This window comes from Microvirga calopogonii (assembly GCF_003347665.1).
GTDB classification, from domain to species: domain Bacteria; phylum Pseudomonadota; class Alphaproteobacteria; order Rhizobiales; family Beijerinckiaceae; genus Microvirga; species Microvirga calopogonii.
Genome location: NZ_QDGA01000001.1, coordinates 32,050 through 56,666, shown reverse-complemented (window position 1 = coordinate 56,666; position 24,617 = coordinate 32,050). Strand labels below are relative to the sequence as shown.

Here is a 24,617-nt window from a genome sequence, read left to right as displayed (position 1 = left end):
GTGCTCACGCCCTCTATCGGATTAGCCGCTCCTCTTCTTATCCGCCTTCCGCTGCTTCTCCGGCTTCAGCTGGAACAGAAGCAGAGAGTGCGCCGTGACGGTGTATTCCTTGCCGAACCGGAATTCGGTCGGCGCTTCCAGATCCGGTTGGTTGGTGTCGATGTGGCACATCCAGGCTTCGCCGCCCACCACCTCGGGCAAAGTGCACTTCACCACGTCATGATGCGCGTTGAGGATCAGCAGAAGGGTCACGTCCGTGCCGCGTCGGCGGATGCCGGTCGGCTGCGCGCGGCCGTCGAGCAGGATGCTGATGCAGCGGGCATTCGGATCCTGCCAGTGCTCAGGCGTCATCTCGTCTCCGGCGGGCGTGAGCCATGTCACGTCCTTGACGTCGAGTTCCTCGTTGTAGACGCCCGACAGGAACCGGCCCCGGCGCAGGATCGGCAGGTTCTGGCGCAGCTGGATGAGCTTGCGTGTGAATTCGAGAAGCTCGATGCCGTCGTCGTCGATCCCCTCCCAGTCGATCCAGGAAATCTCGTTGTCCTGGCAATAGGCGTTGTTGTTGCCCTGCTGCGAACGCGCGAATTCGTCGCCTGCGAGCAGCATCGGCGTTCCCTGCGAGAACAGCAGGGTGGCCAGCATGTTGCGCATCTGGCGCAGCCGAAGCGCGCGGATTTCCGGATCGTCCGTCGGACCCTCGACGCCGTAATTGGAGGACAGGTTGTGATCATGCCCGTCCTTGTTGTCCTCGCCGTTCGCCTCGTTGTGCTTGTCGTTGTAGGAGACGAGGTCGTGCAGCGTGAAGCCGTCATGGGCTGTAATGAAATTGACCGACGCCCACGGCCGGCGTCCGCGCTTGTTGAAGATGTCGGCCGATGCGGTGAGGCGCGAGGCGAGTTCCGGAAGTTTTCCTTCCTCTCCTTTCCAATAGGCGCGGACCGTATCGCGATACCGGTCGTTCCATTCCGCCCATCCCGGCGAGAAGCGCCCGACCTGATAGCCGCCGGGTCCGCAATCCCACGGTTCGGCGATGAGCTTGACCTGGCTGAGAGCCGGGTCCTGCCGGCAGGTGTCGAGGAAGCGCCCGTCCTCCTCGAAGCCATGCGGCTCACGGCCGAGGATCGTCGCAAGATCAAACCGGAAGCCATCGATCTTCACCTCCTGCGCCCAATAGCGCAAGGAGTCGGTGACCATCTGCAGCACGCGGGAATGGCTGAGATTGACCGTGTTTCCGGTGCCGGTATCGTTGATGTAGTAGCGTTTGTCGGGCGCGAGCCGGTAATAGGATGCGTTGTCGATGCCCTTGAAGGACAGGGTCGGCCCGAGCTCGTTGCCTTCGGCCGTGTGGTTGTAGACCACGTCGAGGATGACCTCGATCCCGGCGTCGTGAAGATGGCTCACCATCTCCTTCACTTCGTTCACAAAGGGCGTCGCGAGATAGCGCGGCTGCGGCGCGAAGAAGCCGATCGAGTTGTAACCCCAGTAATTCCGCAGACCCTTGTCGATGAGATAGCTGTCGTCCACGAAGGCGTGGATCGGAAGCAGCTCGACGGCGGTGACGCCGAGGTTCCGGATGTATTCGATCACCTCGTGCTGCATGAGGCCCGAGAAGGTTCCCCGCAGCTCGCGCGGGACCGCCGGATGCTGCATGGTAAAGCCGCGCAGATGCGTCTCGTAGACGATGGTGCGCTCCCACGGAGTTTGCGGCCGGCGCACGCGCCCCCAGGTGAAGGCCGATTCCACGACGCGGCATTTGGGCATGAACCGCGCGCTGTCCCGCCTGTCGAAGGACAGGTCGGCGTCCGGCGAGCCGATGGTGTAGCCGAACAGGGCCGGGTCCCAGGTCAGATCGCCGATGAGCTGACGGGCATAGGGGTCGAGCAGGAGCTTGTTCGGGTTGAAACGGTGACCTTCCTTGGGATCGTAGGGCCCGTGGACGCGATAGGCGTAGGTGGTGCCGGGCCGCGCATCGGGCAGATAGCCGTGCCAGACCTCGTCTGTGTATTCGGGCAGTTCCACCCGTTCGAGTTCCGTCTTTCCGTCTAGATCGAACAGGCAGAGCTCGACCTTGGTGGCGTTGGCGGAAAAGATGGCGAAATTGACCCCCAGTCCATCCCAGGTCGCTCCGAGGGGATAGGGCAATCCTTCGCGCACGCGCGACGTGCGCCTGACGTTCGGAGCAACCATTTGAGCTGTAGAAAGCTCGCGGGTATCGGCTTTGTCGTTCATCGAGGATCTCGGAAAACAAGCGGAGCAAAACGTTCATTTCGACAACGCGCGAGCCTGCATGTGGTCCCGCGCAAGCGGAACTATATGTTCGTGCCGGAGCCTTCCTGGTCGAGGACGAGGATGAGCGTCGCCAGAGGCGGAATCGTCAGGGTCAGGGAGCATGGACGACCATGGCTCGGCGTATCTTCGGCCATGACTCCGCCGAGATTGCCCACGTTGCCGCCGCCATACTGGCCGGCATCCGTATTGACCGCTTCGCGATAGAAGCCCGGCAGCGGAACGCCGACGCGATAGGCTTCCCTGACGACCGGCGTGAAGTTCGATACCACGACGGCGATCGATGTCTCGTCGTCTCCGCGCCGCATCCAGGCGATGACGCTGTTGTCGCGATCGTCGGACACGAGCCACTCGAACCCCTTCGCCTCGCAGTCGCGCTCGTGGAGGGCTGGAATGGATCGATAGGCGTGGTTCAGGTCTCTGATGAGCGACTGCACACCCTTGTGGTAGGAGCTGTCGAGAAGATGCCAGTCGAGGCTCTCATCGTGATTCCATTCCCGTTCCTGGGCGATTTCTCCGCCCATGAACAGAAGCTTCTTGCCGGGATGACCCCACATGAAGCCGAAATAGGCGCGCAGATTGGCAAATCGCTGCCATTGATCGCCAGGCATCTTGCCGAGGAGCGATCCCTTGCCGTGAACGACCTCGTCATGGCTCAGGGGCAGGATGAAATTCTCGGAGAACGCGTAGAGCAGCCCGAAGGTGAGATCGTGATGGTGGTATTGGCGGAACACCGGATCCTTGCTGATGTAGCGCAGGGTATCGTGCATCCAGCCCATGTTCCATTTGAACCCGAAGCCGAGACCGCCGGTATAGGTCGGCTGGGATACGCCCGGCCAGGCGGTGGATTCCTCCGCGATGGTAATGGCGCCTGGCGAGGTGGCATAGGCGATCTCGTTCATCTTGCGGATGAAGTCGATGGCGCCGAGGTTCTCGTTGCCGCCGTAGCGGTTGGGTATCCACTCTCCCGGCTTGCGCGAATAGTCGAGGTAGAGCATGGAGGCGACCGCATCGACGCGCAGCCCGTCGAGGTGATACCGCTCCAGCCAGAAGCGGGCATTCGCCACGAGGAAGCTCATCACCTCCCGGCGTTCGAAATTATAGATGTAGGTGCCCCAATCCTGGTGGAAGCCCAGGCGGGGATCGGCATGCTCATAGAGATGCGTGCCGTCGAAATAGGACAGCCCGTGCGGATCGTTCGGGAAGTGCGCCGGCACCCAATCGAGAATGATGCCGATGCCCGCCGCGTGCGCCGCCTCGACGAAAGCCGCGAAATCCTCCGGCGTGCCGAAACGGCTCGTCGGCGCATACAGCGAGATCGGCTGATACCCCCACGAGCCGTCGAACGGATATTCGGTGATCGGCAGAAGCTCGATATGCGTGAAGCCGAGATCCTTTACATAGGGAATGAGCCGCACGGCCAATTCGCGATAGGTCAGGTAGCGATTGCCTTCCTCCGGGACGCGCGCCCACGAGCCGAGATGGCACTCGTAGATCGACATCGCCGCCTTGCGGTGGTTCTGCGCGGAGCGCGACGTCATCCACTTCGAATCCTGCCAGTCGAAGCTCGGAGCGCTTTTGAGAATGGAGGCCGTTTCCGGCGGGTGCTCCGCGGCAAAGGCGATGGGATCCGCCTTGAGGGCGAGGAGATTGCCATGCAAACCGATGATCTCGAATTTGTAGCGCTGGTCCGGCGTGACGTCCGGAATGAACAGCTCCCAGATCCCGCCTTCATGGCGGCGGCGCATGAGGTGGCGCCGTCCGTCCCAGGAATTGAAGTCGCCCACCACGCTCACCCGGCGGGCATTGGGCGCCCAGACGGTGAACAGAAAGCCTTGAATGCCTCCCAGATCGAGAAAATGCGCTCCGAGCTTCGTGTAGACCGCATCGCTCGTCGGATCGCCGATCCTTATCAGATCGTCGTCGGACAGGAATGTGCCGAAGCTGTAGGGATCGTGCCGGATTTCCGTGGTGCCGTGCCGCTCGATCCGCAGCCTGTAGTCGGGCCGCTCGGGAGCGCTGAACGAGGCGACGAGCAGGCCGTCCGGAGGCATGCGCTCCATCGGGGCAAGTACGGTCCGTCCGTCACGGTCCAGAACCGTGACGGCATCGACATCCGGCACGATGGCGCGGATTTCCCAAAGACCGGGCGAAACCTCATGAGGCCCGAGCACGGAGAAGGGGTCGCCCGAATTGACGATCTCGGCAACCGATGGCGGCTCGGCCGGGCGCGGCGATGCGCTCTGCGATCCACGACGGTGCTGATCCATTCGGCTGTCCCCCTTCATCGGCTGTACCATCGGCGCTCCCAGAGCGGCATGCACGGTCGCTCTTCGAGAGACTTCATTATGGAGCAGGTGCCGGCTTGGACCAGAAGCAGCGCGGCTCCTAAAGGGTTCTGCACGAATCTTTGTTAGTGCGCGATGCCCTAGCCTCCATCCTGCTTGAGAACGGCAAAGGGAAGAGAGCCCATGAGTGCCTCGATCTCCTCCTGATCGGAGTCGATGAGAATTTCCTCTCCCGTGAGCACGTTCCGCCAGCGCCCATGCGGAAGGGAGATGGTCGCGCCACCGCCGGTCACCTGAGCGGGGAGATGGCCTTCACCGTCCGTCAAGCCGCTCCAGAGGCGTGGCACGATGACGGCGAGAGTTGTCTCGCCATGCTGCCTGAGATAGCCGAGCAGATGAGCCGCCCGTTCGCCCTTGATCGATATGGGCCGATAATCTCCCTCCGCGTAAAGGATTGGGGATTGCGCGCGATCGTGAAGCAGCCGCATCAGGATATGCTGCTTGATCCGACCGTCGGGCCAGCCATTCATCAGGGCCTCGACGGGCTCGTTCATGTCGAGAGCCGCGATCCGGGCGTTATAGTCCACCGGCCGCCGGTTGTCCGGATCGACCAGGGAGAAGTCCCAGAACTCGGTGCCCTGGTAAATGTCCGGCACGCCCGGCAGGGTCATCTTCAGGATGGTCCGCGAGAGCCCGTTCAGCATGCCCAGACGAGAGAGGCGCCGGGCAAGAGGCTGTAAGCGGTCGAGGACACGGTTCTTAGGATCGAGCACGGCATGAAGGAGCTTACGGGTCGCTCCCTCATAAGCCTCGTTCGGGGCAACCCAGCTCGTATGCCGCTTGGCTTCCCGGAGCGCCTTGGTGAGGTATTCTTCCATTCGTTCCTGGAATGCGGCAAGCTGCCTGGCGTCGGCTCCCTCCAGGAGATCGAGGGGCCATGCACCAAGGAGAGCCTGGAGCAGGATCACCTGATCGTTCGCATCCGGTGCCGGTGCGCCCTCCACCTCGGACAGGTGAGGGGCAATGACATCGCGCCAGAGATCGAGCGTCCGTGCCCATTCCTCCGGCATCTCCGAGAGCGCGATCAGGCGGGCTCGCGCATCCTCGCCGCGCTTCGTGTCGTGCGTCGCGGTGGCGATCATGGCATTGGGCCAGTCGCGGGCGCGATCCGCATTCGCCTGGTGGAATGCTTGCGGAGAGAGGCCGAAATGGCCTGGGTCGCCGCCGACTTCGTTGAGCGCAATCAGGCGGCCATAGCGATAGAACAGGGTGTCCTCCAGGCTCTTGGCCATGACGGGTCCGGTGAGCTGCTGGAACCGTCGCCGGAAGCGCCGGATGTCGGCCGGATCGGCTACGGCCTTGCCGAGGAGCGCGGAGGCGATGAAATCGTGCACGCTGCGGTCGGGGAGAGTGCTCGCTTCCTGCGCCTCCCGAATCGTTTCCCCGATCAACTGCACATCCTCCGCCGCCGGTTCTCCATCGCCGAGGTAGCTGCGATAGACCGGAAAGGCCGCGATGATCTCGACAAGAGCCTGGCGAAGGGAGAAAGCCGTATAGTCCCGTGTTCGACGGTCAGCGTCGGCGATGGCCTTGATGTCCGAGACCAGAACTTCCAGCTCGCTGGCGAAGTTCTTCTCGGTAATCTCGATCTTGGCCTCTCTCAGAAGGGCGTCATAGGAGCCCTGCAGGCATGAAGCCTTCCGGTAGATGCGTTCGAAGGCCTCGTCTGCATCGGTATTCACCAGAACACCGTCGATCAGGTTGAGCACATCGTAACCCGATGTTCCTGCGACCGGCCAGGGGCGCAGCTCTTCGCCAGGCTCCAGGATCTTCTCGACCGCCACGAAGAAGCCCGGCCCCACCTTCCGCTGAAGGGCGCGGGTATAGCCCTCCGGGTCGGCAAGACCGTCGATATGGTCGATCCTCAGGCCATGGACGAGACCCTCGTCCACGAGGCGGAGGATGAGCTCGTGCGTCTTATCGAAGATCTCCGGGATCTCGACGCGGATGCCCGCCAGGGTGTTGATGTCGAAGAAACGGCGGTAGTTGATGTCGCTCGACGCCACCCGCCAATAGGAGAGCCGGTAGGCCTGCGCCTCCAGAAGGCGATGCAGGGCATTGAAGCTTTCCGTATGACCGGCACTGCCATTGATGATCGCAACCGCGCCGTCGATGGCCTTCGTCACGGCGGGCGAGGCCGCGACCGCTCGGGCAAGGTCGCGCTTGATCGTCTCGGCCTTTTCCGGCAGGGAGCCGCGATCATGCCGCTGGTCCTCCAGCGCCCTCAGGCGTTCGGTGAGGATGCGCAATTCCTCCGCCTTCGCTTCATCGGGGAGGGCGGCGAGCGCGATGTCGAGCACCACCGGATAGGTCGTCGGTCGGATCGGGAAGCGATGCTCCCAGTGCCAGACACTGAAGGAGCCTTCATGAGGGTCGAATTTCAGCTGGAGTTCGCCCCTTTCCAGGACTTCGCCGTAGAGCCCTCCCAGGGATGGGACAACCAGCTTGCCGTTGGCGCCGGGCCGCTCCCAGTCGATATCGAACGCCTTGGCAACGGGTGAGAGCGGGCCCCATTCCAGCACCGAGAGCCACCAGCCATTGTCCTTTCCGCCCACGCCCATGTGGTTCGGCACGATGTCGAGGAGGAGCTTGAGGCCATGCTCCTTCAGCGCGTCCGACAGGCGGCGGAAGCCCGCTTCGCCGCCGAGTTCCGGATTGATCGTCGAATGGTCGACGATGTCATAGCCGTGTGTCGATCCGGGGGCTGCCGTCTGGATCGGCGAGGAATAGACGTGACTGATGCCGAGCTTCGCCAGATAGGGCGCGATCTTCACCGCGTCGTCGAAGGTGAAGTCCTTGTGAAACTGCAGGCGGTAGGTGGCCCGGGGCGGGGGCGAGGCGAGGGCGTTGCGGCGGGCGCGGACGTCTCGTCCTTCCTCCGCCAGTGCCACGGCAAGCCTGGGCATCAGGCTTCCCGGCGAGGCGATGGTTTCAATGGTGTTCGACAGGCGCCGCCGCCAATTGGGGTGCCCCGCATCCATGCCCGGCATGTTGGGCTGGTTCAGCTCGCCCGAGGCATCCTCGATCTGCAGGGCCGTGAGCACGGAGGATGTGCGGCCGAGATAGCGGATTGTTTCCTCGAGCGGCGGCGTTTCCGGGAGATCGGACGAGGGGAGGAGGCCCGCCTCGGCCAAGGCGTCCGTGAGGTGCTGCTTGTCGGCAGCCCGGGCGAGACGCTCGTCTGCCGCCCTGTCGGGATCGAAGATGCCGAGCGTCTGGCGAAGGTCGATGTCGAGGCCGCGCCACCATCCGGTGAAGGTCGGCAGGTCGTGCGTGGTGATGACGGCCAGCGCCGAGCGGGGATAATCCTCCGGCTTCTTGAAGGCCGCGCCGTCCCGCTCGAATGGCAGCACGCGGTAGCTGAGGACGCCCGATTCCATGACCGCGTCGGAGAAGCCCTCCGGGGCCGTGCCGAGATCCTCCGCGATCACCAGGCATTGGGCGCGGTGGCTCTCCACGCGTAAGACCGCCAGCATCGCCTCAAATGGATAATCAACGTAGGCGCCCTGGGATGCGGGCGCGCCGGAGGGGATGAGGAACAACCGCTGCAACTGGAACGCATGGTCGATCCGTATCGCGCCGGCATGGCGCATATTGGCCGAGACGAGATCGCGGAATGCGGCCAGTCCCTGCTCCTCGAGGGTGAGCGGGTTGAAGGGCGGCAATCCCCAATCCTGTCCCTGGGGCCCAAGCGGGTCCGGGGGCGCGCCCGTGGAAAGCCTGGGGGCATAACGCTCCGGCGTCGCCCAGATTTCGGAGCCGCCGCCATCGGCGCCCACGGCGAGATCCCGATAGAGGCCGATGGGAAGCCCCGCGGCGCGGGCCCGTTCCGCCGCCTGCGCGAGTTGGACGTCGGCAAGCCATTGTAGCCAGGCATGAAAGGCGACACGTTCCGCGTGATCCAGGCGAAACCTTCTGACGGCGACGGAGTGGACAGAACGATATTCCTCCGGCCAATCGCCGCTCCAGAACCGGCCCTGCTCCCGGAAAAGCCCAGAGAGGGCCTCGAACGTGGCATGAGCCTCCAGGGCTTCCCCGCCGGCCCGGCGGAACGCCTCGAAGGCGGCATGGTCGCTGGATCTCTGAAAGTGCTCCCAGAGAGCATCGAGAAGCGGACGCTTGAGGGCCCAGACCTCGGCATAGTCGATGAGCTGGGCGCCTCGGAGGCGAGAGAGGCGCGCCTGGGCGTGCTGCTCCTCGAGAAGCTTTCCGGCTCCGCTCTCCTCGAACCCGGCGACCGCTGTCGGGTCGATATAGATCGACTCGAGGAACAGGCGCGAGGAGGGAGAGTAGGGCGAGATCTTCGAACGATCGGAGGCAAAGAGGGCATGGACGGGGCTGAGGCCCAGGAAGGCCCCGCCGAGGCGGCCGATGCTCTCGGCCGCCAGCGACACGTCGGAATAGTCGCCGATGCCGAAGTCGCGCTCCGAGCGCAGGGAATAGATTTGAGCGGTTGCGCCCCAGAGCCTTGCATCTCCCTGGAAGGCGTCCGGCTCCCAGCACCGAGGCGGCGCGGCGATGATGGTCGTTTCCCTGTCTCCGAGACGGAGGCGGTGATAGCCTGTCGGCAGGGCAGGGAGATCCAGGCCGCTCTCGTCCTTGGCAAGGCGTCCTTCATGGACCGCGCCGTTTTCTTCGATCAGGATCCACGCCTGCGGCCCGGGAGCCGCCCGGAATGTGACGGTCGAGGGCTTGTCGGCATCGACCGTGACGACAGCCGGAACCGCACCGTTCTTCAAGTGCTCCAGCCGGGCCAGGCTCTCGCGAGCGCTTGCCTCGGACGAGATATCGAGCCCGAGAGCCGTGAGCAGCGCCTGCCGGGTTGCCGGGCTGGTCTCGACGCTATTCCCGAACGCATCGGTGTAGTCAGAAGAAATACCGACAAGGGCGGCCATGCGCTCTACGAGAGCGTCCAGCTTGCTCATGCCGATTGTCCTTTCAAGATGACGCCCGACCAGGGCGGGAGTTGAAGATTTGTGCTGGTCACATCGATGCCGGGGCTCGCCCAGAGCGCGCGGGTGCCGTCCCCTGTGTGCATGGTCATGGGAGCGCTGCCGAAATTCGCAAGAAGGCGGAGCATGCCCTCGTCGAAGGTCCAGGTCACGTCGAGCGTGTTCTCCGGCGACACCGTATAGTGAGAGCCACGATACCGGCTCTTGAGCAGCGGAACGATCTCCGTCTGCCGCAGATCGAGCAGGTGACGGGTTTGTGACAGAACCTCCCGATGGGGCGAACGCTCTGCTTCCTCCCATTCGATCCTGGATCGATCGAAGGTCGCTCGGTCCGTCGGATCGGGAATCCTCTGCGACATCTCCGGATCGGTGAAGGCCTTGAAGCGCTTGAACTCGCCTCGCCGTCCATCCCGGACGGCCTTGGCGAGATCCGGTTCGCTCTCGAAATCGACGAAGAATTGGAACGGCGTCGAAGCGGTCCATTCCTCGCCCATGAACAGCAGCGGGATCTGCGGCGAGAGAAGGAAGATGGCTTGCGCGAGTTCGAGACGCTCCGGCGGGATCAGATGTGCAAGGCGCTCGCCGAAGGCGCGGTTGCCGACCTGATCGTGGTTCTGCAGGAAGGCCACGAAGGCGCTCGGAGGCAGATGCCCTGACGGCTCGCCGCGAATGACGCCGTCCTTGTGCAGCGACGGATCGCCCTGATAGGCGAAGCCTTCCGCCAGAGATCGGCCGAGGTGCTGGAGCGGCTTGTTCGCATAATCTTCGTAATAGCCCTCGTTCTCGCCGGTCAGGAGCGCGTGCCAGGAATTGTGGATGTCGTCCGCCCATTGCGCCGTATGAAGCTTCGGTTGCCGCCCTTCATTACGATTGAGCCAGCGCGCCTGATTGGCCTCGTTTTCGAGCACGAGATGAACGTGGCGGTCGGGGATCGCCTGCCTGATGCGGCTTGCCAGTTCCTCGATGAAGTGCGGCTGACCATCGTCGATGATCGCATGGACCGCATCGAAGCGAAGTCCGTCGAAGTGGAACTCTTCCAGCCAGTACAAAGCATTGTGGAAGAAGAAGTCGCGCACCACGCGGCTGCCTTCGCCATCCACGTTGATTCCGGCGCCCCAGGGTGTCGGGTGGCGTTCGGTGAAGAACGTCTTGGCATAGGCGTGGAGATAGTTTCCGGACGGCCCGAAGTGGTTGTAGACCACGTCGAGGAACATCATGAGCCCAAGCTCGTGGGCGCGCTCGACGAGGCGCTTGAGATCCTCCGGACTTCCATAGGCCGCGTCCGGCGCATAGGGCAGGACGCCGTCATAACCCCAATTGCGGCGGCCCGGGAACTCTCCGATCGGCATGAGTTCGATGGCTGTCACGCCAAGGTCTTTTAATTCTTCAAGCTTGGCCATCAGGCCCGCATAGGTGCCCTCCGGTGTGGCCGTCCCCACATGGACCTCATAGAGGACGGTCTCCTCCCACGGGCGGCCCGTCCAAGTCGTATCCGACCAATCGTAGGCTTGCGGATCGACCACGAGGCTGAGCCCATGGACATCGTCGGGCTGGAAGCGGGACGCTGGATCGGGCACGACCAGATTGCCGTCGATCTTGTAGCCATAACGGCTTCCCACATGCGCCTGCCCGGAGACAAGGCGATGCCAACCGTCGGCATCTGCCTTCAGTGCATGTTCCGTGTCGTCCAGCACAAGGCTCACCTCCTGCGCCGTCGGCGCCCACAAGGCAAAGCGAATGCCATCGGAGGTTATCTCTGCCCCAAAGGGCATGGAGTGAACGCGCCGCATCGGATCCCCGAAATCTCTTCATGTTGGAAAGCACTTGCGAACGAGCATCATAAGGCAATGTTCCAGCCGGTATCAAAAAAACAGCCAAGCTCGAATTCCTTCAACCATAGCCGTCCTTGCAAGCTCGGCCGTTCTCGCGATGGGGGTACTCGCAAATTTTCTCAAATTTCTGCGGAACCCATCCCGGGGGTAACGAGTTAAAATGCGCGACTGCCTATGGCGCGGGGGTCGCTGGGTAAGTGCTGGGGACGCGCCGCTGAGCGAACATGCTGGAATCATTTCAACTGGAAGCCGATGCGGCTTTCCCGCCGGTGGCGCACGCCGAATTGCAGGACAGTGTCCAGCCGTCCGTTTCCGTTAAACGACGTCAGTCCATCCTTTTCGTCACATCCGAAATTGCAGATTACATCAAGGCCGGTGGCCTCGGCGAGGTTTCCGCCGCGCTCCCGCGCGCGCTCCGCCGCCAGTACGACGTCCGCATCCTCATCCCGGGCTATCGCCAGGTTCTGTCCCAGATCGGTCCCGTGGAAGAAATCGCCCGTCTACCGGCCTCGTTCGGGATCCCCGCCTGTGGTCTCGGACGCGGCACCACGCAGGATGGCCTGACCGTCTATGTTCTGCTCTGCCCGGAACTCTATGACCGCGACGGCTCGCCCTATGTCGACAGCTTCGGCATGGACTGGAGCGACAACGACATCCGCTTCGCGCGCCTAGGCCTTGCCGCAGCCGATATCGCGTGCGGCAGCGGGGATCCCCTCTGGCGTGCCGATCTTCTGCATCTCAACGATTGGCCGTCTGGGCTTGCATCCGCTTATCTGGCTTGGCGCGGGCAGCACATCCCGACCATCCTGACGATCCATAACCTTGCCTATCAGGGAAACTTCGACCGCAGCCGGCTGTCGTATCTCGGCATTCCCGACGCGGCGTTTCAGATCAACGGCGTCGAGTTCTACGGCAAGCTGTCCTTCCTGAAGGCGGGCATCTATTACTCGTCCCACATCACGACAGTCAGCTCCACCTATGCCCAAGAGATCACGCGGCCGGAATTCGGCTGCGGTCTCGATGGATTGCTGCGGACATGCGCCGAGCAGGGGCGGCTGGACGGCATCATCAACGGCATCGACGAGAGCTGGGATCCGAGCCGTGATTCCTATCTGGTGAGCCCGTTCTCGGCGGAAAACTGGCGCGGCAAGCGCATCAATGCCGATAACGTACGAGAGAATTTCGGGTTGGCCCTGTCGAATGGTCCGCTCTTCGCGGTCGTTTCCCGCCTGGTTCACCAGAAGGGCGTCGATCTTGCCATCTCGGCGGCGGAAACCATCGTCTCGCAGGGCGGGCAGATCGCCGTCATCGGGCAGGGCGAGCCTCGCTTCGAGTCCGAGCTGCAGGCGCTCGCAAACCGCCATCCGGGGTCCGTCGGCGTGAAGATCGGTTACGACGAGGGTGATGCCCGGCGCATGTATGCCGGCAGCGACTTCCTGCTCATGCCATCGCGCTTCGAGCCCTGTGGCCTGAGCCAGATGTATGCGCAGCGCTTCGGCTCCCTGCCGATCGCCCACAGGACAGGCGGACTTGCGGATACGATCGAGGACGGGATCAACGGGTTCCTGTTTGGTGAACCTTCGCTCCACCGATTCATGGATGCCATTCGGAGAGGACTCGAAGCCTTCCGTTCGCGGCCTCGCCTCACGGCAATGCGAAGGGCCGCGATGAGCAGGCCGCACGGTTGGGACCGGTCCGCTTCCCGTTACCAGGAAGTCTACGAGCGCGCCCGCCGGAGCGCATTCGCCTAACCGCTTCTCATCATCGAGCACGGAGACAATGGGCTGACCGGGTGTTCAGCCCATTTTTCGTTCATCGTGATCGAGGAATGGACGGTGATGACACGATGTTGCAGCCTTATTCTTGAGCCTGTGCCGTTTTTTCGGGCATGGGCAGTATGACAGCATTCCTGTCGCCGCCTGCGGCCAAATTCTCCGGACCAGAAACATAAGGCGTTATTCTAACTGGCATGGTTCTTGCGTAAGTGCCCGGCGTTGCACCTGAAACAGGGCGGCCAAGGGAGAGGACCTATGTCGATGTTGAAGATGACCCGCAGACACCTGATGGCGCTGGCTTCCGCCGCGCTGGTTTCCGGCGCTGTGATGGGAACGGCGCAAGCGCAGGAGACCATCAAGGTCGGCGTTCTGCATTCCTTGTCCGGCACGATGGCGATCAGCGAAACGACGCTGAAGGACGTCATGCTGATGCTCATCGAGGAGCAGAACAAGAAGGGCGGTCTGCTGGGCAAGAAGCTCGAGGCGGTGGTCGTCGATCCTGCTTCCAACTGGCCTCTCTTCGCCGAGAAAGCACGGGAGCTGATCAGCCAGAACAAGGTCTCTGCCGTCTTCGGATGCTGGACGTCCGTATCCCGTAAATCCGTGCTGCCCGTCTTCAAGGAACTGAACAGCATCCTCTTCTATCCGGTGCAATACGAGGGTGAGGAAAGCGAGCGGAACGTGTTCTACACGGGCGCTGCGCCGAACCAGCAGGCCATTCCGGCCGTCGATTACCTCGCCAAGGAAGAGAAGGTCGAGCGCTGGGTTCTCGCCGGCACCGACTATGTCTATCCGCGCACGACCAACAAGATCCTCGAAGCCTACCTGAAGTCCAAGGGCGTGAAGTCCGAGGACATCATGATCAACTACACGCCGTTCGGGCATTCCGATTGGCAGACCATCGTGGCCGACATCAAGAAGTTCGGCTCCGCCGGCAAGAAGACGGCCGTCGTCTCCACCATCAACGGCGATGCCAACGTGCCGTTTTACAAGGAACTCGCCAACCAGGGTGTGAAGGCGACGGACATCCCGGTCGTGGCCTTCTCCGTCGGTGAAGAGGAGCTTGCCGGCATCGACACGAAACCTCTCGTCGGACATCTCGCCGCTTGGAACTACTTCCAGTCCGTCGACACGCCCGACAACAAGGCGTTCATCGCGAAGTGGAAGGCTTTCACCAAGAACGACAAGCGCGTCACCAACGACCCGATGGAAGCCCATGTGATCGGCTTCAACATGTGGGTGAAGGCGGTCGAGAAGGCCGGCACCACGGATCCTGACAAGGTCATCGATGCCATCGTGGGCGTCGAGGTTTCGAACCTGACAGGCGGCGTTTCCAAGATGCTCCCGAACCATCATATCACCAAGCCGGTTCTCATCGGCGAGATCAAGGAGGATGGGCAGTTCGAGACCGTCTCGCAGACGGATGCGCTCGTGCCGGGCGATGCCTGGTCCAAGTACCTCGAAGGCTCGAAGGATCTGATCGCCGACTGGAAGGATCTGAAGTGCGGCAACTACAACACCGTCACGAAGAAGTGCGGCGCGTGATTTAGGCGAATAATGCAACGAGGACGGCCGGCCGGCCGTCCTCGCCCGATCCTCCGTTCGAAGTTGATTGCATGACCAGCTTGCGCTGCATTCTGCAGGCCTTTTTTCTGCTCATCGGAATGATGTCGGCCGCCATGGCCGGGCCCTATGAGGATGCCCTGCCGAAGTTTGCGGCGGACAGCTATGCCGATACCGAGGCTGCCATCGGCGCCGTCGCAGGCAGCGGCCATGCGCAGGCCATGAACGTCGTCGAAGCCCTGCGCGACGGACGGCTGATGATCGCCGCAGGCCAAGTTTATATCCGTGACGCTGCCGGCCAGTTTGCCGATGCGGCGACAGGACGGGCCGTCGAGCCTCCTGCAGGTGCGAAGCCCGTGCGGGTCAACAACCGTGTGCGCCGCGCCGTCGAGGCTGCGCTGGGCAGCATGACGTTGCTCAGCCCCGACGCAGGTATCCGCCTGGATGCCGCCCGCGCCGTGTTCCGCTCGCGCGATGCTACGGCGCTTCCGACCATTGAGCGGGCGATCGCGCAGGAGAGCGACCGCAACGTGCGCGAGGCGCTCGAAAGCGCACGCGCCTCGATTCTGCTCAACAAACCCGATTCTTCATCGGCGGAGAAGCTTGCCGCGATCGAAACCCTGCATGCCCGTGGCGATCAGGATGCGCTGGCTCTCCTTTCCTCATTGCCGTCCGGAACGCCTGCGGAGGTGTCCGATGCCGCGAGCAAGGCTGCGGACGGTATCCGCTCGCAACTCGCTCTCTGGAATGGCGTTCAGAACGTCTGGTACGGAATCTCCCTCGGATCGGTCCTGCTGCTGGCCGCCATCGGTCTATCCATCACCTTCGGCACCATGGGCGTGATCAACATGGCCCATGGCGAGATGGTCATGATCGGCGCCTATACGACCTTCTTGGTCCAGGAGGCGATCCGCACCCACGCTCCCGGTCTCTTCGGGGCCTCGCTGTTCATCGCGCTCCCGCTCGCCTTCCTCGTGGCCGGCTTGATCGGAATTCTCATCGAGCGCACGGTCATCCGCTTCCTCTATGGGCGCCCTCTTGAAACGCTTCTCGCCACATGGGGCATATCGCTCATCCTGCAGCAGGGCGTGCGCACGATTTTCGGCCCAACCAACCGCGAGGTCGGCACGCCCGCCTGGATGAGCGGGGCGCTGGAGCTCGGGGGCTTGAGCCTGACTTATAACCGCATCGCCATCGTGGTCTTCGCTTTCGCGGTCTTCGCAGCCCTGCTCCTCGTGCTGCGGTACACGTCGCTTGGCCTCTATGTCCGCGCCGTCACGCAGAACAGGCGCATGGCGGGCTCCATGGGCATTCGGACGAACCGCATCGACGCGCTCGCCTTCGGGCTCGGATCGGGTGTCGCCGGAATCGCCGGCGTGGCGCTCTCGCAGATCGACAATGTCAGCCCCAATCTCGGGCAGGGCTACATCATCGACAGCTTCATGGTGGTCGTGTTCGGCGGCGTCGGCAACCTCTGGGGCACGCTGGTCGGCGCCATGACGCTCGGCATCGCGAACAAGCTGCTCGAACCCTATGCGGGTGCGGTGCTCGGCAAGATCCTCCTGCTGATCGCGATCATCCTGTTCATCCAAAGGCGTCCGCGCGGGCTCTTCGCGCTCAAAGGCAGGGCAGTCGAAGCATGAAGACGCAATCCGTGCTCGATCGTCAGAGCATCATCGTCCTCCTCCTGCTGGGAGCGGCCGCCGTTCTGGTGCCTGTCCTGAACGTGGCGGTCCCGCCAGGTTCTCCGCTTCACCTGTCGGATCATCTGGTGCCGCTGCTCGGCAAGTACATCTGTTTTGCCCTGCTCGCCCTCTCGGTCGACCTGATCTGGGGCTTCTGCGGGATTCTGTCGCTCGGCCACGGAGCCTTTTTCGCGCTCGGCGGCTATGCGATGGGCATGTATCTCATGCGCCAGATCGGCCCTCGCGGCGTCTATGCCGATCCCGTCCTTCCCGATTTCATGGTGTTCCTGAACTGGAAGGAACTGCCCTGGTTCTGGCATGGGTTCGACTGGTTTCCGTTTGCCGCCCTCATGGTGCTCATCGTGCCCGGCGTTCTCGCCTTCGTGTTCGGCTGGTTCGCCTTCCGCTCTCGGGTGACGGGCGTCTACCTCTCCATCATCACGCAGGCTATGACCTTCGCCCTGATGCTCGCCTTCTTCCGCAATGACATGGGTTTCGGCGGCAACAACGGATTGACGGATTTCAAGGATATCCTCGGATTCCCGATCCAGGCTGCCTCGACGCGCATCGTCCTGTTCGTCCTGTCCGTTGCCGCGCTCGCCGGCGGTTACCTGCTGTGCCGCTGGGTCGTGAATTCCAAATTCGGAAAGGTGCTGGTCGCGGTGCGTGACGCGGAGAGCCGCACCCGCTTTCTCGGCTATCGCGTCGAACACTACAAGCTCGCCGTCTTCACGCTCTCGGCCATGCTGGCCGGCATTGCGGGCGCACTCTACGTGCCGCAGGTCGGCATCATCAACCCAAGCGAGTTTGCACCGGCCAATTCCATCGAACTGGTCATCTGGGTGGCGGTCGGCGGTCGCGGGACGCTGGCGGGGCCCATCCTCGGTGCGCTTCTGGTCAGCGCGGGCAAGACCTGGTTCACCGGCGTCCTGCCGGAATTCTGGCTTTTTGCGCTCGGCGGCCTCTTCGTCTTCGTCACGCTGCTGATGCCGCGCGGTATTCTCGGTGCAGCCAAGGATCTCTGGGCTGGAGCGCGCCAGAGACTGAAGTCCCAGCCGTTGCCCGACACGGTCTCGCAGGCGGCGGAGTAGATCCATGACGGCACCCATTACCCCGGCGCTTCTTTACCTCGACAACGTGTCCGTGTCCTTCGACGGCTTCCGGGCCTTGAATTCCCTGTCGCTCGCGGTCGATCATGCGGAGATGCGTGCCATCATCGGCCCCAACGGGGCCGGCAAGACCACGATGATGGACGTGATCACCGGAAAGACCCGCCCGAGCGAAGGCACGGCGCTTTTCGAAGGCACGCATGATCTCACGGCACTCGACGAGTCTGCTATTGCCGAACTCGGGATCGGCCGCAAGTTCCAGACGCCGACCGTGTTCGAGATGCACAGCGTCGAAGACAATATCCTGCTTGCTCTCAAGGAGAACCGTTCGCCCTTCGCGACGCTGCTTTCGCGGCGCACGGCTCGCGAGCGCGAGCGGATCGATGCGCTCCTGGAGCGCGTGCGCCTGACGACGCATCGCCACCGCAAGGCGGGGGAGTTGTCCCATGGCCAGAAGCAATGGCTCGAAATCGGCATGCTGCTGGCGCAGCAGCCGAAGCTCCTGCTGATCGATGAGCCGGCCGCCGGTATGACGGACCAGGAGACCGCCGACACGGCCGATCTCCTGCGCGACATCGCGAAGACGCAGGCCGTCGTGGTGGTCGAGCACGATATGACCTTCGTGCGCGATCTCGACGTGAAGGTCACCTGCCTCCACGAAGGCTCCGTGCTCGCCGAGGGAACGCTCGATGCGGTGAGCGCCAACGAGCGGGTCGTCGAGGTCTATCTGGGACGATGACGATGCTTTCAGTCGAGAACCTCTCCCTGTATTACGGCGCCGCACAGGCCCTGCGCGGCGTATCCGTGGCCGCCTCCACCGGCGAGGTCACCTGCGTGCTCGGTCGAAACGGCGTCGGCAAGACATCGCTTCTGCGCGCCATCGCGGGGCATCGTCCGATCGCCGGCGGGAACATCCACTTCGATGGTCGGGACATCGCACGCCTGAAGCCCTTCGAGCGGGCGGCGCTCGGGATCGCCTATGTTCCGCAGGGCCGCGAGATCTTTCCGCTGCTCACCGTCAAGGAGAATCTCGAGACCGGTTTTGCTCCGTTGAAGCGTGGCGAGAAGACGATCCCTGACGAGGTTTTCGAGCTCTTCCCGGTCCTGAAATCCATGCTGGGCCGGCGAGGAGGCGATCTGTCGGGCGGTCAGCAGCAGCAACTGGCCATCGGGAGAGCCCTGGTCACGCGGCCGCGCCTGCTCGTGCTCGACGAGCCGACGGAAGGCATTCAGCCGTCCATCATCAAGGATATCGGACGGGCGATTGCCTACTTGCGCGAACGGAAGGATATGGCCATCCTCCTGGTCGAGCAATATTTCGACTTCGCCCGCGATCTGGCCGACCGGTTCGTGGTGATGGAGCGCGGCGAGATTGTCCAGCATGGCGACCGCTCGGCGCTTGAGGGAGATGATGTACGTCAGCGCTTGGCCATTTGATGGTGTCTCCCAAACCGAAAATCAACAGCGTCAGCGGGCGGTCGGTCGGGTTGCGTTCAGTGCAGCGGGCCTGGACGGCCGCACCCGGCCCATGCAGATCGAAGAGAGCGGCTCCATGCGGATCAGGCTCCCGAATGCTCAAGGGTGCGGGCTCGATGCCGTTCTCGTCAACACGGCGGGCGGCATCGCCTGCGGCGATCGCTTCTCCGTTCGGATCGACTCACGTTCGGGCGCTGTGGTGACGGTGGCGACACCGGCGGCCGAGAAGGTCTATCGGTCGGACGGCCCTGTGGCGGAGCTTTCGGTCGATCTAAAGGTCGCGGCCGATTCACGGCTCGACTGGTTGCCGCAGGAAACCCTCCTGTTCGACCGGTCACGCCTTCGCCGAAACCTCGCCGCTGACATGGCGGAGAGTGCGAGCCTGACATTGTTCGAGGCCGTCGTGTTCGGACGCGAAGCGCGGGCCGAGAGCATTGTGGACGGGCTGTTCGAGGACCGCTGGCGCATTCGGCGGGGAGGGCGTCTCGTCTATGCCGACACGTTGCGGCTCGACGGTCCCATCGGTGACCTTCTTCAGAAGCCCGCGGTCGGCAAGGGCGCCCGCGCCTTCGCCACGCTGGTTCATGTCGCACCTGATGCCGAGGCGCGCCTAAACGCGGTGCGCGAGCACCTCTCCGCCGGCAATGGATGCGATGCCGCGGCCAGCGCATGGAACGGGCTCCTCGCCGTGCGCTTCTGTGCAATGAAGGTCGAGGCGCTCCGCGCTGCGGCCATTCCTTTTCTGCTCGCCTTCCGTGGTGAGCCGCTGCCTCGTGTCTGGCTCAGCTAGGGTCGAACCATGCAACTCACTCCCCGCGAAAAAGACAAGCTCCTGATCGCCATGGCGGCCATGGTCGCCCGCCGCCGATTGGAACGCGGTGTAAAGCTCAATCATCCCGAAGCGATCGCCCTCATCACCGACACGGTTGTGGAGGGTGCACGCGATGGGCGCTCCGTTGCCGAGCTGATGGAGGCAGGGGCGCATGTGATCACCGCCGATCAGGTCATGGAGGGCGTCGCCGAGATGATTCATGACGTGCAGGTGGAGGCGACCTTTCCGGATGGTACCAAGCTCGTCACCGTGCATCATCCGATCCGTGGCGCGGCCTCCAAGGATGTGCCGGGCGAGGTGACAGCGCAGGAGGGCGAGATCATCTTCAACGAAGGCGCCGAGCGCACCGTTCTCACCGTCGCCAATACGGGCGATCGGCCGATCCAGGTCGGTAGTCATTACCACTTCTTCGAGACCAATCCGGCCCTGTCCTTCGAACGCGAGAAGGCCCGCGGTATGCGGCTCGACATCGCGCCCGGCACGGCCGTGCGCTTCGAGCCCGGCGCCACGCGCGAGGTGGTGCTGGTTCCGCTGTCCGGAAAGCGCGAGGTCTATGGGTTCCGCCAGGGCGTGATGGGAGCGCTGTAATGTCGAATGCAAGAAAGCCAGCCTCCCTGACGCGTTCAGGTTACGCCGACATGTTCGGTCCGACGACAGGTGATCGGATCCGCTTGGCCGATACGGCTCTCGTGATCGAGGTGGAAAAGGACTTCACCACCTATGGCGAGGAGGTCAAGTTCGGCGGCGGCAAGGTCATCCGCGACGGAATGGGACAGGCCCAGACGACCCGCGCCGAGGGCGCGGTCGACACGGTCATCACCAATGCGGTGATCCTCGATCATTGGGGAATCGTGAAGGCTGATATCGGAATCAAGGGCGGGCGGATCGCCGCCATCGGCAAGGCCGGCAATCCGGACGTGCAGCCCAATGTGGATATCATCATCGGGCCGGGCACGGAGATCATCGCTGGAGAAGGAAAGATCATTACCGCCGGGGGCTTCGACTCGCATATCCACTTCATCTGCCCGCAGCAGATCGAGGAAGCGCTCATGTCCGGCATCACCACGATGCTTGGCGGTGGAACAGGGCCTGCGACGGGGACCTTCGCCACCACCTGCACGCCGGGACCATGGCACATTGCCCGGATGATCGAGGCGGCTGACGCCTTCCCGATGAACCTTGCCTTCACGGGCAAGGGCAATGCCTCGAAGCCGGGCGCCCTGGAGGAGATGATCCAGGCCGGCGCCTGCGCGCTCAAGCTGCACGAGGATTGGGGCACGACCCCGGCGGCCATCGATTGCTGCCTGTCCGTGGCCGATGCCTATGACGTGCAGGTGATGATCCATACCGACACGCTCAACGAGTCCGGCTTCGTCGAGGACACCATCGCGGCCTTCAAGGGACGCACGATCCATGCTTTCCACACGGAGGGAGCGGGCGGCGGGCACGCGCCGGACATCATCAAGGTGGCGGGCCTGCCTAACGTGCTGCCTTCTTCCACGAACCCCACGCGTCCCTATACGGTGAACACCATCGACGAACATCTCGACATGCTCATGGTGTGCCATCACCTTTCACCGTCGATCCCGGAAGATCTCGCCTTCGCCGAGAGCCGCATCCGCAAGGAAACGATCGCGGCGGAAGACATCCTGCACGATATCGGTGCGCTCTCGATGATGTCCTCCGACAGCCAGGCCATGGGTCGCGTGGGCGAGGTCATCATCCGCACGTGGCAGACAGCGCACAAGATGAAGGTGCAGCGCGGCGCGCTTCCCGGCGAGAGCGGCGACAACGACAATTTTCGCGCCCGCCGCTATGTGGCGAAGTACACGATCAATCCCGCCATCGCCCACGGGGTGTCCAAACACATCGGCTCGGTCGAGGTCGGCAAGCTCGCCGATCTCGTTGTCTGGACGCCGGCCTTCTTCGGTGTGAAGCCTGATCTCGTGCTCAAAGGCGGCGCCATCGCGGCCGCTCTTATGGGGGACCCCAACGCCTCCATTCCGACGCCGCAGCCGGTGCATTATCGCCCGATGTTCGGTGCCTATGGCCGGGCGCTTGCCACGACCTCACTCACCTTCGTGTCGAAGGCTGCGGTTGAGAATGGCCTGGCGGAAAAGCTCGGCGTGCAGAAGCAGCTCGTCCCCGTCGAGAACGTTCGCGGCGGCATCGGCAAGAAGGACATGGTGCTCAACGACGCGACACCTGTGATCGAGGTCGATCCCGAAACCTACGACGTTCGCGCCGACGGGGAACTGCTCGTCTGCGAACCCGCGAAGGTTCTTCCCATGGCCCAACGCTATTTCCTGTTCTGACATGATCCGCGCTACATCCATCATCCGCCGCGACGCCGTCGAGCAGGACCGCATCGTCGATGTCATCACCCTCGACCATGGCGACAGGCACCGCCGCCGCATCATGCTCAACGCCGATGGGGGGACCACCTTCCTGCTCGACCTCGACAGGGCCGATGTGCTGGAAGACGGCGATGCCATTCGGCTCGAAAGCGGCTGGCTCGTCGAGGTGAGGGCCGCGCCGGAAAAACTCGTCGAGATCACCACGGAGAATCCGCTCGATCTCCTGACTCTCGCCTGGCATATCGGCAACCGGCACGTGCCGGCGGAGATCACCCGCGAGGCGATCTACATCGCCTATGACCATGTGCTGGTCGACATGCTGCTGGGCTTAAGCGCCAAGGTCGAGATCGTCGAGCGTCCCTTCCGGCCCGTACGCGGTGCCTACCACCATCACGAGCATGACGGGCATTCCCACCACCACGGGCACGGCCATGGATGATGCACCTATGAATGCGCAGGCTTGGGGGCGAGAGGCGGCGATCCTGCCGCTCTTCGCGTGGCTTTCCCAATCCTACCCGGTCGGCTGCTACGCCTATTCGCACACGTTGGAATGGGCTGTGGAAGCGGGCGACGTCAATGATGAGGCTACGCTCGTTGCTTGGTTGGCCGATCTGCTTACGCTTGGTCTGGGGCGCAACGATGCTGTTCTCCTGAGCCACGCCTATCGGGCGGTCGAAAGGGGCGATCGGGAGGCGCTTGAAGCAGTCAATGAACTCGCTCTCGCCTTGTCTCCGTCCTCCGAACTCTATCTTGAGACCAGCCAGCAGGGGCGCAGCTTCCTGGATGCGACGCTCGCCGCGTGGCCGTCGCCGCGGCTCCTCCAGATTGAAGGAGATGTCGCCTTTTCTGTCGCTATCGGCATGGCAGCGGCAGCCCACGGCATCCCACTGCCGATCACATCGCAAGCCTATCTCTTCGGTCTCGTACAGACGCTCGTCTCCGCCGCAATCCGTCTGGCGCCTATCGGACAGACGGCGGGTATTCGCGTGTCCGCTGTGCTGGCCGACACGGTGCAGGATATTGCACGTCGGGGAATGACGCTCACGCTCGACGAGATCGGTGGCTCGACCTTTCGGGCCGATCTCGGCTCGTTCCATCACGAAAACCAGTATACGAGGCTTTTCCGCTCATGAAATCTCAGACAGGACCCCTTCGCGTCGGCATCGGCGGGCCGGTCGGCTCAGGCAAGACGGCCTTGATGGAAGCGCTCTGCAAGGCGTTTCGCGAGCGCTACGACATCTGCGCAATCACCAACGACATCTACACGAAGGAGGATGCGCGCCTCCTCACCGTCGCCGGAGCACTGCCGGTGGAGCGCATCATGGGCGTGGAAACGGGCGGCTGCCCGCACACGGCCATTCGCGAGGATGCCTCGATCAACCTCGCGGCCATCGCCACGATGCGCAAGCGCTTCCCGGCGCTCGATATCGTGCTGGTGGAATCCGGCGGCGACAACCTGGCGGCGACGTTCTCACCGGAACTCGCCGATCTGACGATCTACGTCATCGACGTCGCCGGCGGTGAGAAGATCCCGCGCAAGGGCGGTCCCGGCATCACGCGGTCCGACCTCCTCGTGGTCAACAAGATCGACCTCGCGCCTCATGTCGGTGCCGATCTTGCGGTCATGGAAGAGGACACGAAGCGGATGCGCGGCCAGAGGCCTTACGTGTTCAGCAACATCCGCGACGGTGTCGGCGTGGATGCCATCGCGACGTTCATCGAACAGGCCGGCGGCCTGTCCAGCGCAGCCTGAAGGAGGGTTTCCAGCATGATCAAACGTTCAGTTCTCATCGTGACGTCGGTCGCGGCAGCCACGCCCGCCCTGGCTCATACGGGCCATGATGCGGTCTCGGGTGTCCTCGCCGGTTTCGCACATCCTCTAACGGGCCTCGATCATTTGCTCGCCATGATCAGCGTCGGCCTCTTCGCGGCACTTCTCGGCGGGCGGGCGTTATGGGCCGTTCCCGCAAGCTTCGTGGGCATGATGCTCGTCGGCGGAATGATGGGCCTTGCCGGAATCGAAGTTCCTGCGGTCGAGATCGGGCTCGCGGTCTCCGTCATTATCCTCGGCGCGATCGTGTCGTTGGGTTGGTCATGGTCGGTCGGCGCGGCGATGGCTCTCGTGGGTGTCTTTGCCGTCTTCCACGGCTATGCTCATGGTGTGGAAATTCCATCCGAAGCCGGCGCCGCGCTCTACAGTCTCGGCTTCACCCTTGCGAGCATGATGTTGCATGGCCTCGGAATTGCGTTCGGAAGGATCGCAGCCGGTCAGTCACAAGCCCGCCGCGTGGCTGGCGTTTCTGTCGCGGTCGCTGGTGTCGTGCTGCTGCTCGGATAGGAACATAGGTTTTCGATCAAGGGTCCGTTCGAGCTGGCGCCTCGTCGCGAAGCCCGTGGCCTCA

General features: G+C 63.2%; 17 protein-coding genes. 13 read left to right on the top strand and 4 right to left on the bottom strand.

What is annotated here, in order from left to right:
- Positions 1-21: 21 nt before the first annotated feature.
- The 4 genes from glgX to treZ all read right to left on the bottom strand — a co-directional run bounded on the left by glgX (position 22) and on the right by treZ (position 11,376).
- Positions 22-2,229, bottom strand: a complete 2,208-nt coding sequence (glgX, locus tag DDF70_RS00230; RefSeq protein ID WP_114942860.1) for a glycogen debranching protein GlgX — start codon at positions 2,227-2,229, stop codon at positions 22-24.
- Positions 2,230-2,309: 80 nt separating this feature from the next.
- Entirely contained in the window at positions 2,310-4,556 is a 2,247-nt protein-coding gene (gene glgB, locus DDF70_RS00225; RefSeq protein WP_114942859.1) for a 1,4-alpha-glucan branching protein GlgB, read from the bottom strand.
- Between the two features lie 158 nt (positions 4,557-4,714).
- Positions 4,715-9,559 (bottom strand): malto-oligosyltrehalose synthase, encoded by a 4,845-nt coding sequence (locus DDF70_RS00220; RefSeq protein WP_114942858.1) that lies wholly within the window; start codon positions 9,557-9,559, stop codon positions 4,715-4,717.
- Positions 9,556-11,376, bottom strand: coding sequence for a malto-oligosyltrehalose trehalohydrolase (treZ, locus tag DDF70_RS00215; protein WP_114942857.1), 1,821 nt, complete (start codon positions 11,374-11,376; stop codon positions 9,556-9,558). The genes DDF70_RS00220 and treZ overlap by 4 nt, the downstream gene beginning before the upstream one ends.
- Positions 11,377-11,642: 266 nt before the next feature.
- Between treZ and glgA the strand changes: the two genes are divergently transcribed.
- The 13 genes from glgA (at position 11,643) to DDF70_RS00150 (ending at position 24,553) form a co-directional block, all read left to right on the top strand.
- Positions 11,643-13,169: a glycogen synthase GlgA gene (gene glgA, locus DDF70_RS00210; RefSeq protein ID WP_114942856.1), complete on the top strand. Its 1,527-nt coding sequence runs from the start codon at positions 11,643-11,645 to the stop codon at positions 13,167-13,169.
- Positions 13,170-13,481: 312 nt separating this feature from the next.
- Positions 13,482-14,738, top strand: a complete 1,257-nt coding sequence (gene urtA, locus DDF70_RS00205; protein ID WP_114943265.1) for an urea ABC transporter substrate-binding protein — start codon at positions 13,482-13,484, stop codon at positions 14,736-14,738.
- Between the two features lie 71 nt (positions 14,739-14,809).
- Positions 14,810-16,399: an urea ABC transporter permease subunit UrtB gene (urtB, locus tag DDF70_RS00200; RefSeq protein WP_114942855.1), complete on the top strand. Its 1,590-nt coding sequence runs from the start codon at positions 14,810-14,812 to the stop codon at positions 16,397-16,399.
- A complete protein-coding gene (gene urtC / locus DDF70_RS00195) occupies positions 16,396-17,532 on the top strand; it encodes an urea ABC transporter permease subunit UrtC (protein ID WP_114942854.1) in 1,137 nt (378 codons plus the stop codon). Before urtB ends, urtC begins: the two co-directional genes overlap by 4 nt.
- A 4-nt stretch (positions 17,533-17,536) precedes the next feature.
- A complete protein-coding gene (gene urtD / locus DDF70_RS00190) occupies positions 17,537-18,289 on the top strand; it encodes an urea ABC transporter ATP-binding protein UrtD (RefSeq protein WP_114942853.1) in 753 nt (250 codons plus the stop codon).
- Between the two features lie 2 nt (positions 18,290-18,291).
- Entirely contained in the window at positions 18,292-18,987 is a 696-nt protein-coding gene (gene urtE / locus DDF70_RS00185; RefSeq protein ID WP_114943264.1) for an urea ABC transporter ATP-binding subunit UrtE, read from the top strand.
- The gene (locus DDF70_RS00180; protein WP_114942852.1) at positions 18,962-19,816 is read left to right on the top strand and encodes an urease accessory protein UreD; all 855 of its coding nucleotides are present in this window, start codon (positions 18,962-18,964) and stop codon (positions 19,814-19,816) included. Before urtE ends, DDF70_RS00180 begins: the two co-directional genes overlap by 26 nt.
- A 9-nt stretch (positions 19,817-19,825) precedes the next feature.
- Positions 19,826-20,446 (top strand): urease subunit gamma, encoded by a 621-nt coding sequence (locus DDF70_RS00175; RefSeq protein ID WP_114942851.1) that lies wholly within the window; start codon positions 19,826-19,828, stop codon positions 20,444-20,446.
- Complete coding sequence (gene ureC / locus DDF70_RS00170; protein WP_114942850.1) at positions 20,446-22,173, top strand: urease subunit alpha; 1,728 nt, start codon at positions 20,446-20,448, stop codon at positions 22,171-22,173. Before DDF70_RS00175 ends, ureC begins: the two co-directional genes overlap by 1 nt.
- A gap of 1 nt (position 22,174) precedes the next feature.
- Positions 22,175-22,654, top strand: a complete 480-nt coding sequence (locus DDF70_RS00165) for an urease accessory protein UreE (RefSeq protein WP_114942849.1) — start codon at positions 22,175-22,177, stop codon at positions 22,652-22,654.
- Entirely contained in the window at positions 22,647-23,348 is a 702-nt protein-coding gene (locus DDF70_RS00160; RefSeq protein WP_114943263.1) for an urease accessory protein UreF, read from the top strand. The genes DDF70_RS00165 and DDF70_RS00160 overlap by 8 nt, the downstream gene beginning before the upstream one ends.
- Positions 23,345-23,968 (top strand): urease accessory protein UreG, encoded by a 624-nt coding sequence (ureG, locus tag DDF70_RS00155; RefSeq protein WP_114942848.1) that lies wholly within the window; start codon positions 23,345-23,347, stop codon positions 23,966-23,968. Before DDF70_RS00160 ends, ureG begins: the two co-directional genes overlap by 4 nt.
- Before the next feature lie 15 nt (positions 23,969-23,983).
- Complete coding sequence (locus DDF70_RS00150; RefSeq protein WP_114942847.1) at positions 23,984-24,553, top strand: HupE/UreJ family protein; 570 nt, start codon at positions 23,984-23,986, stop codon at positions 24,551-24,553.
- Positions 24,554-24,617: the final 64 nt, after the last annotated feature.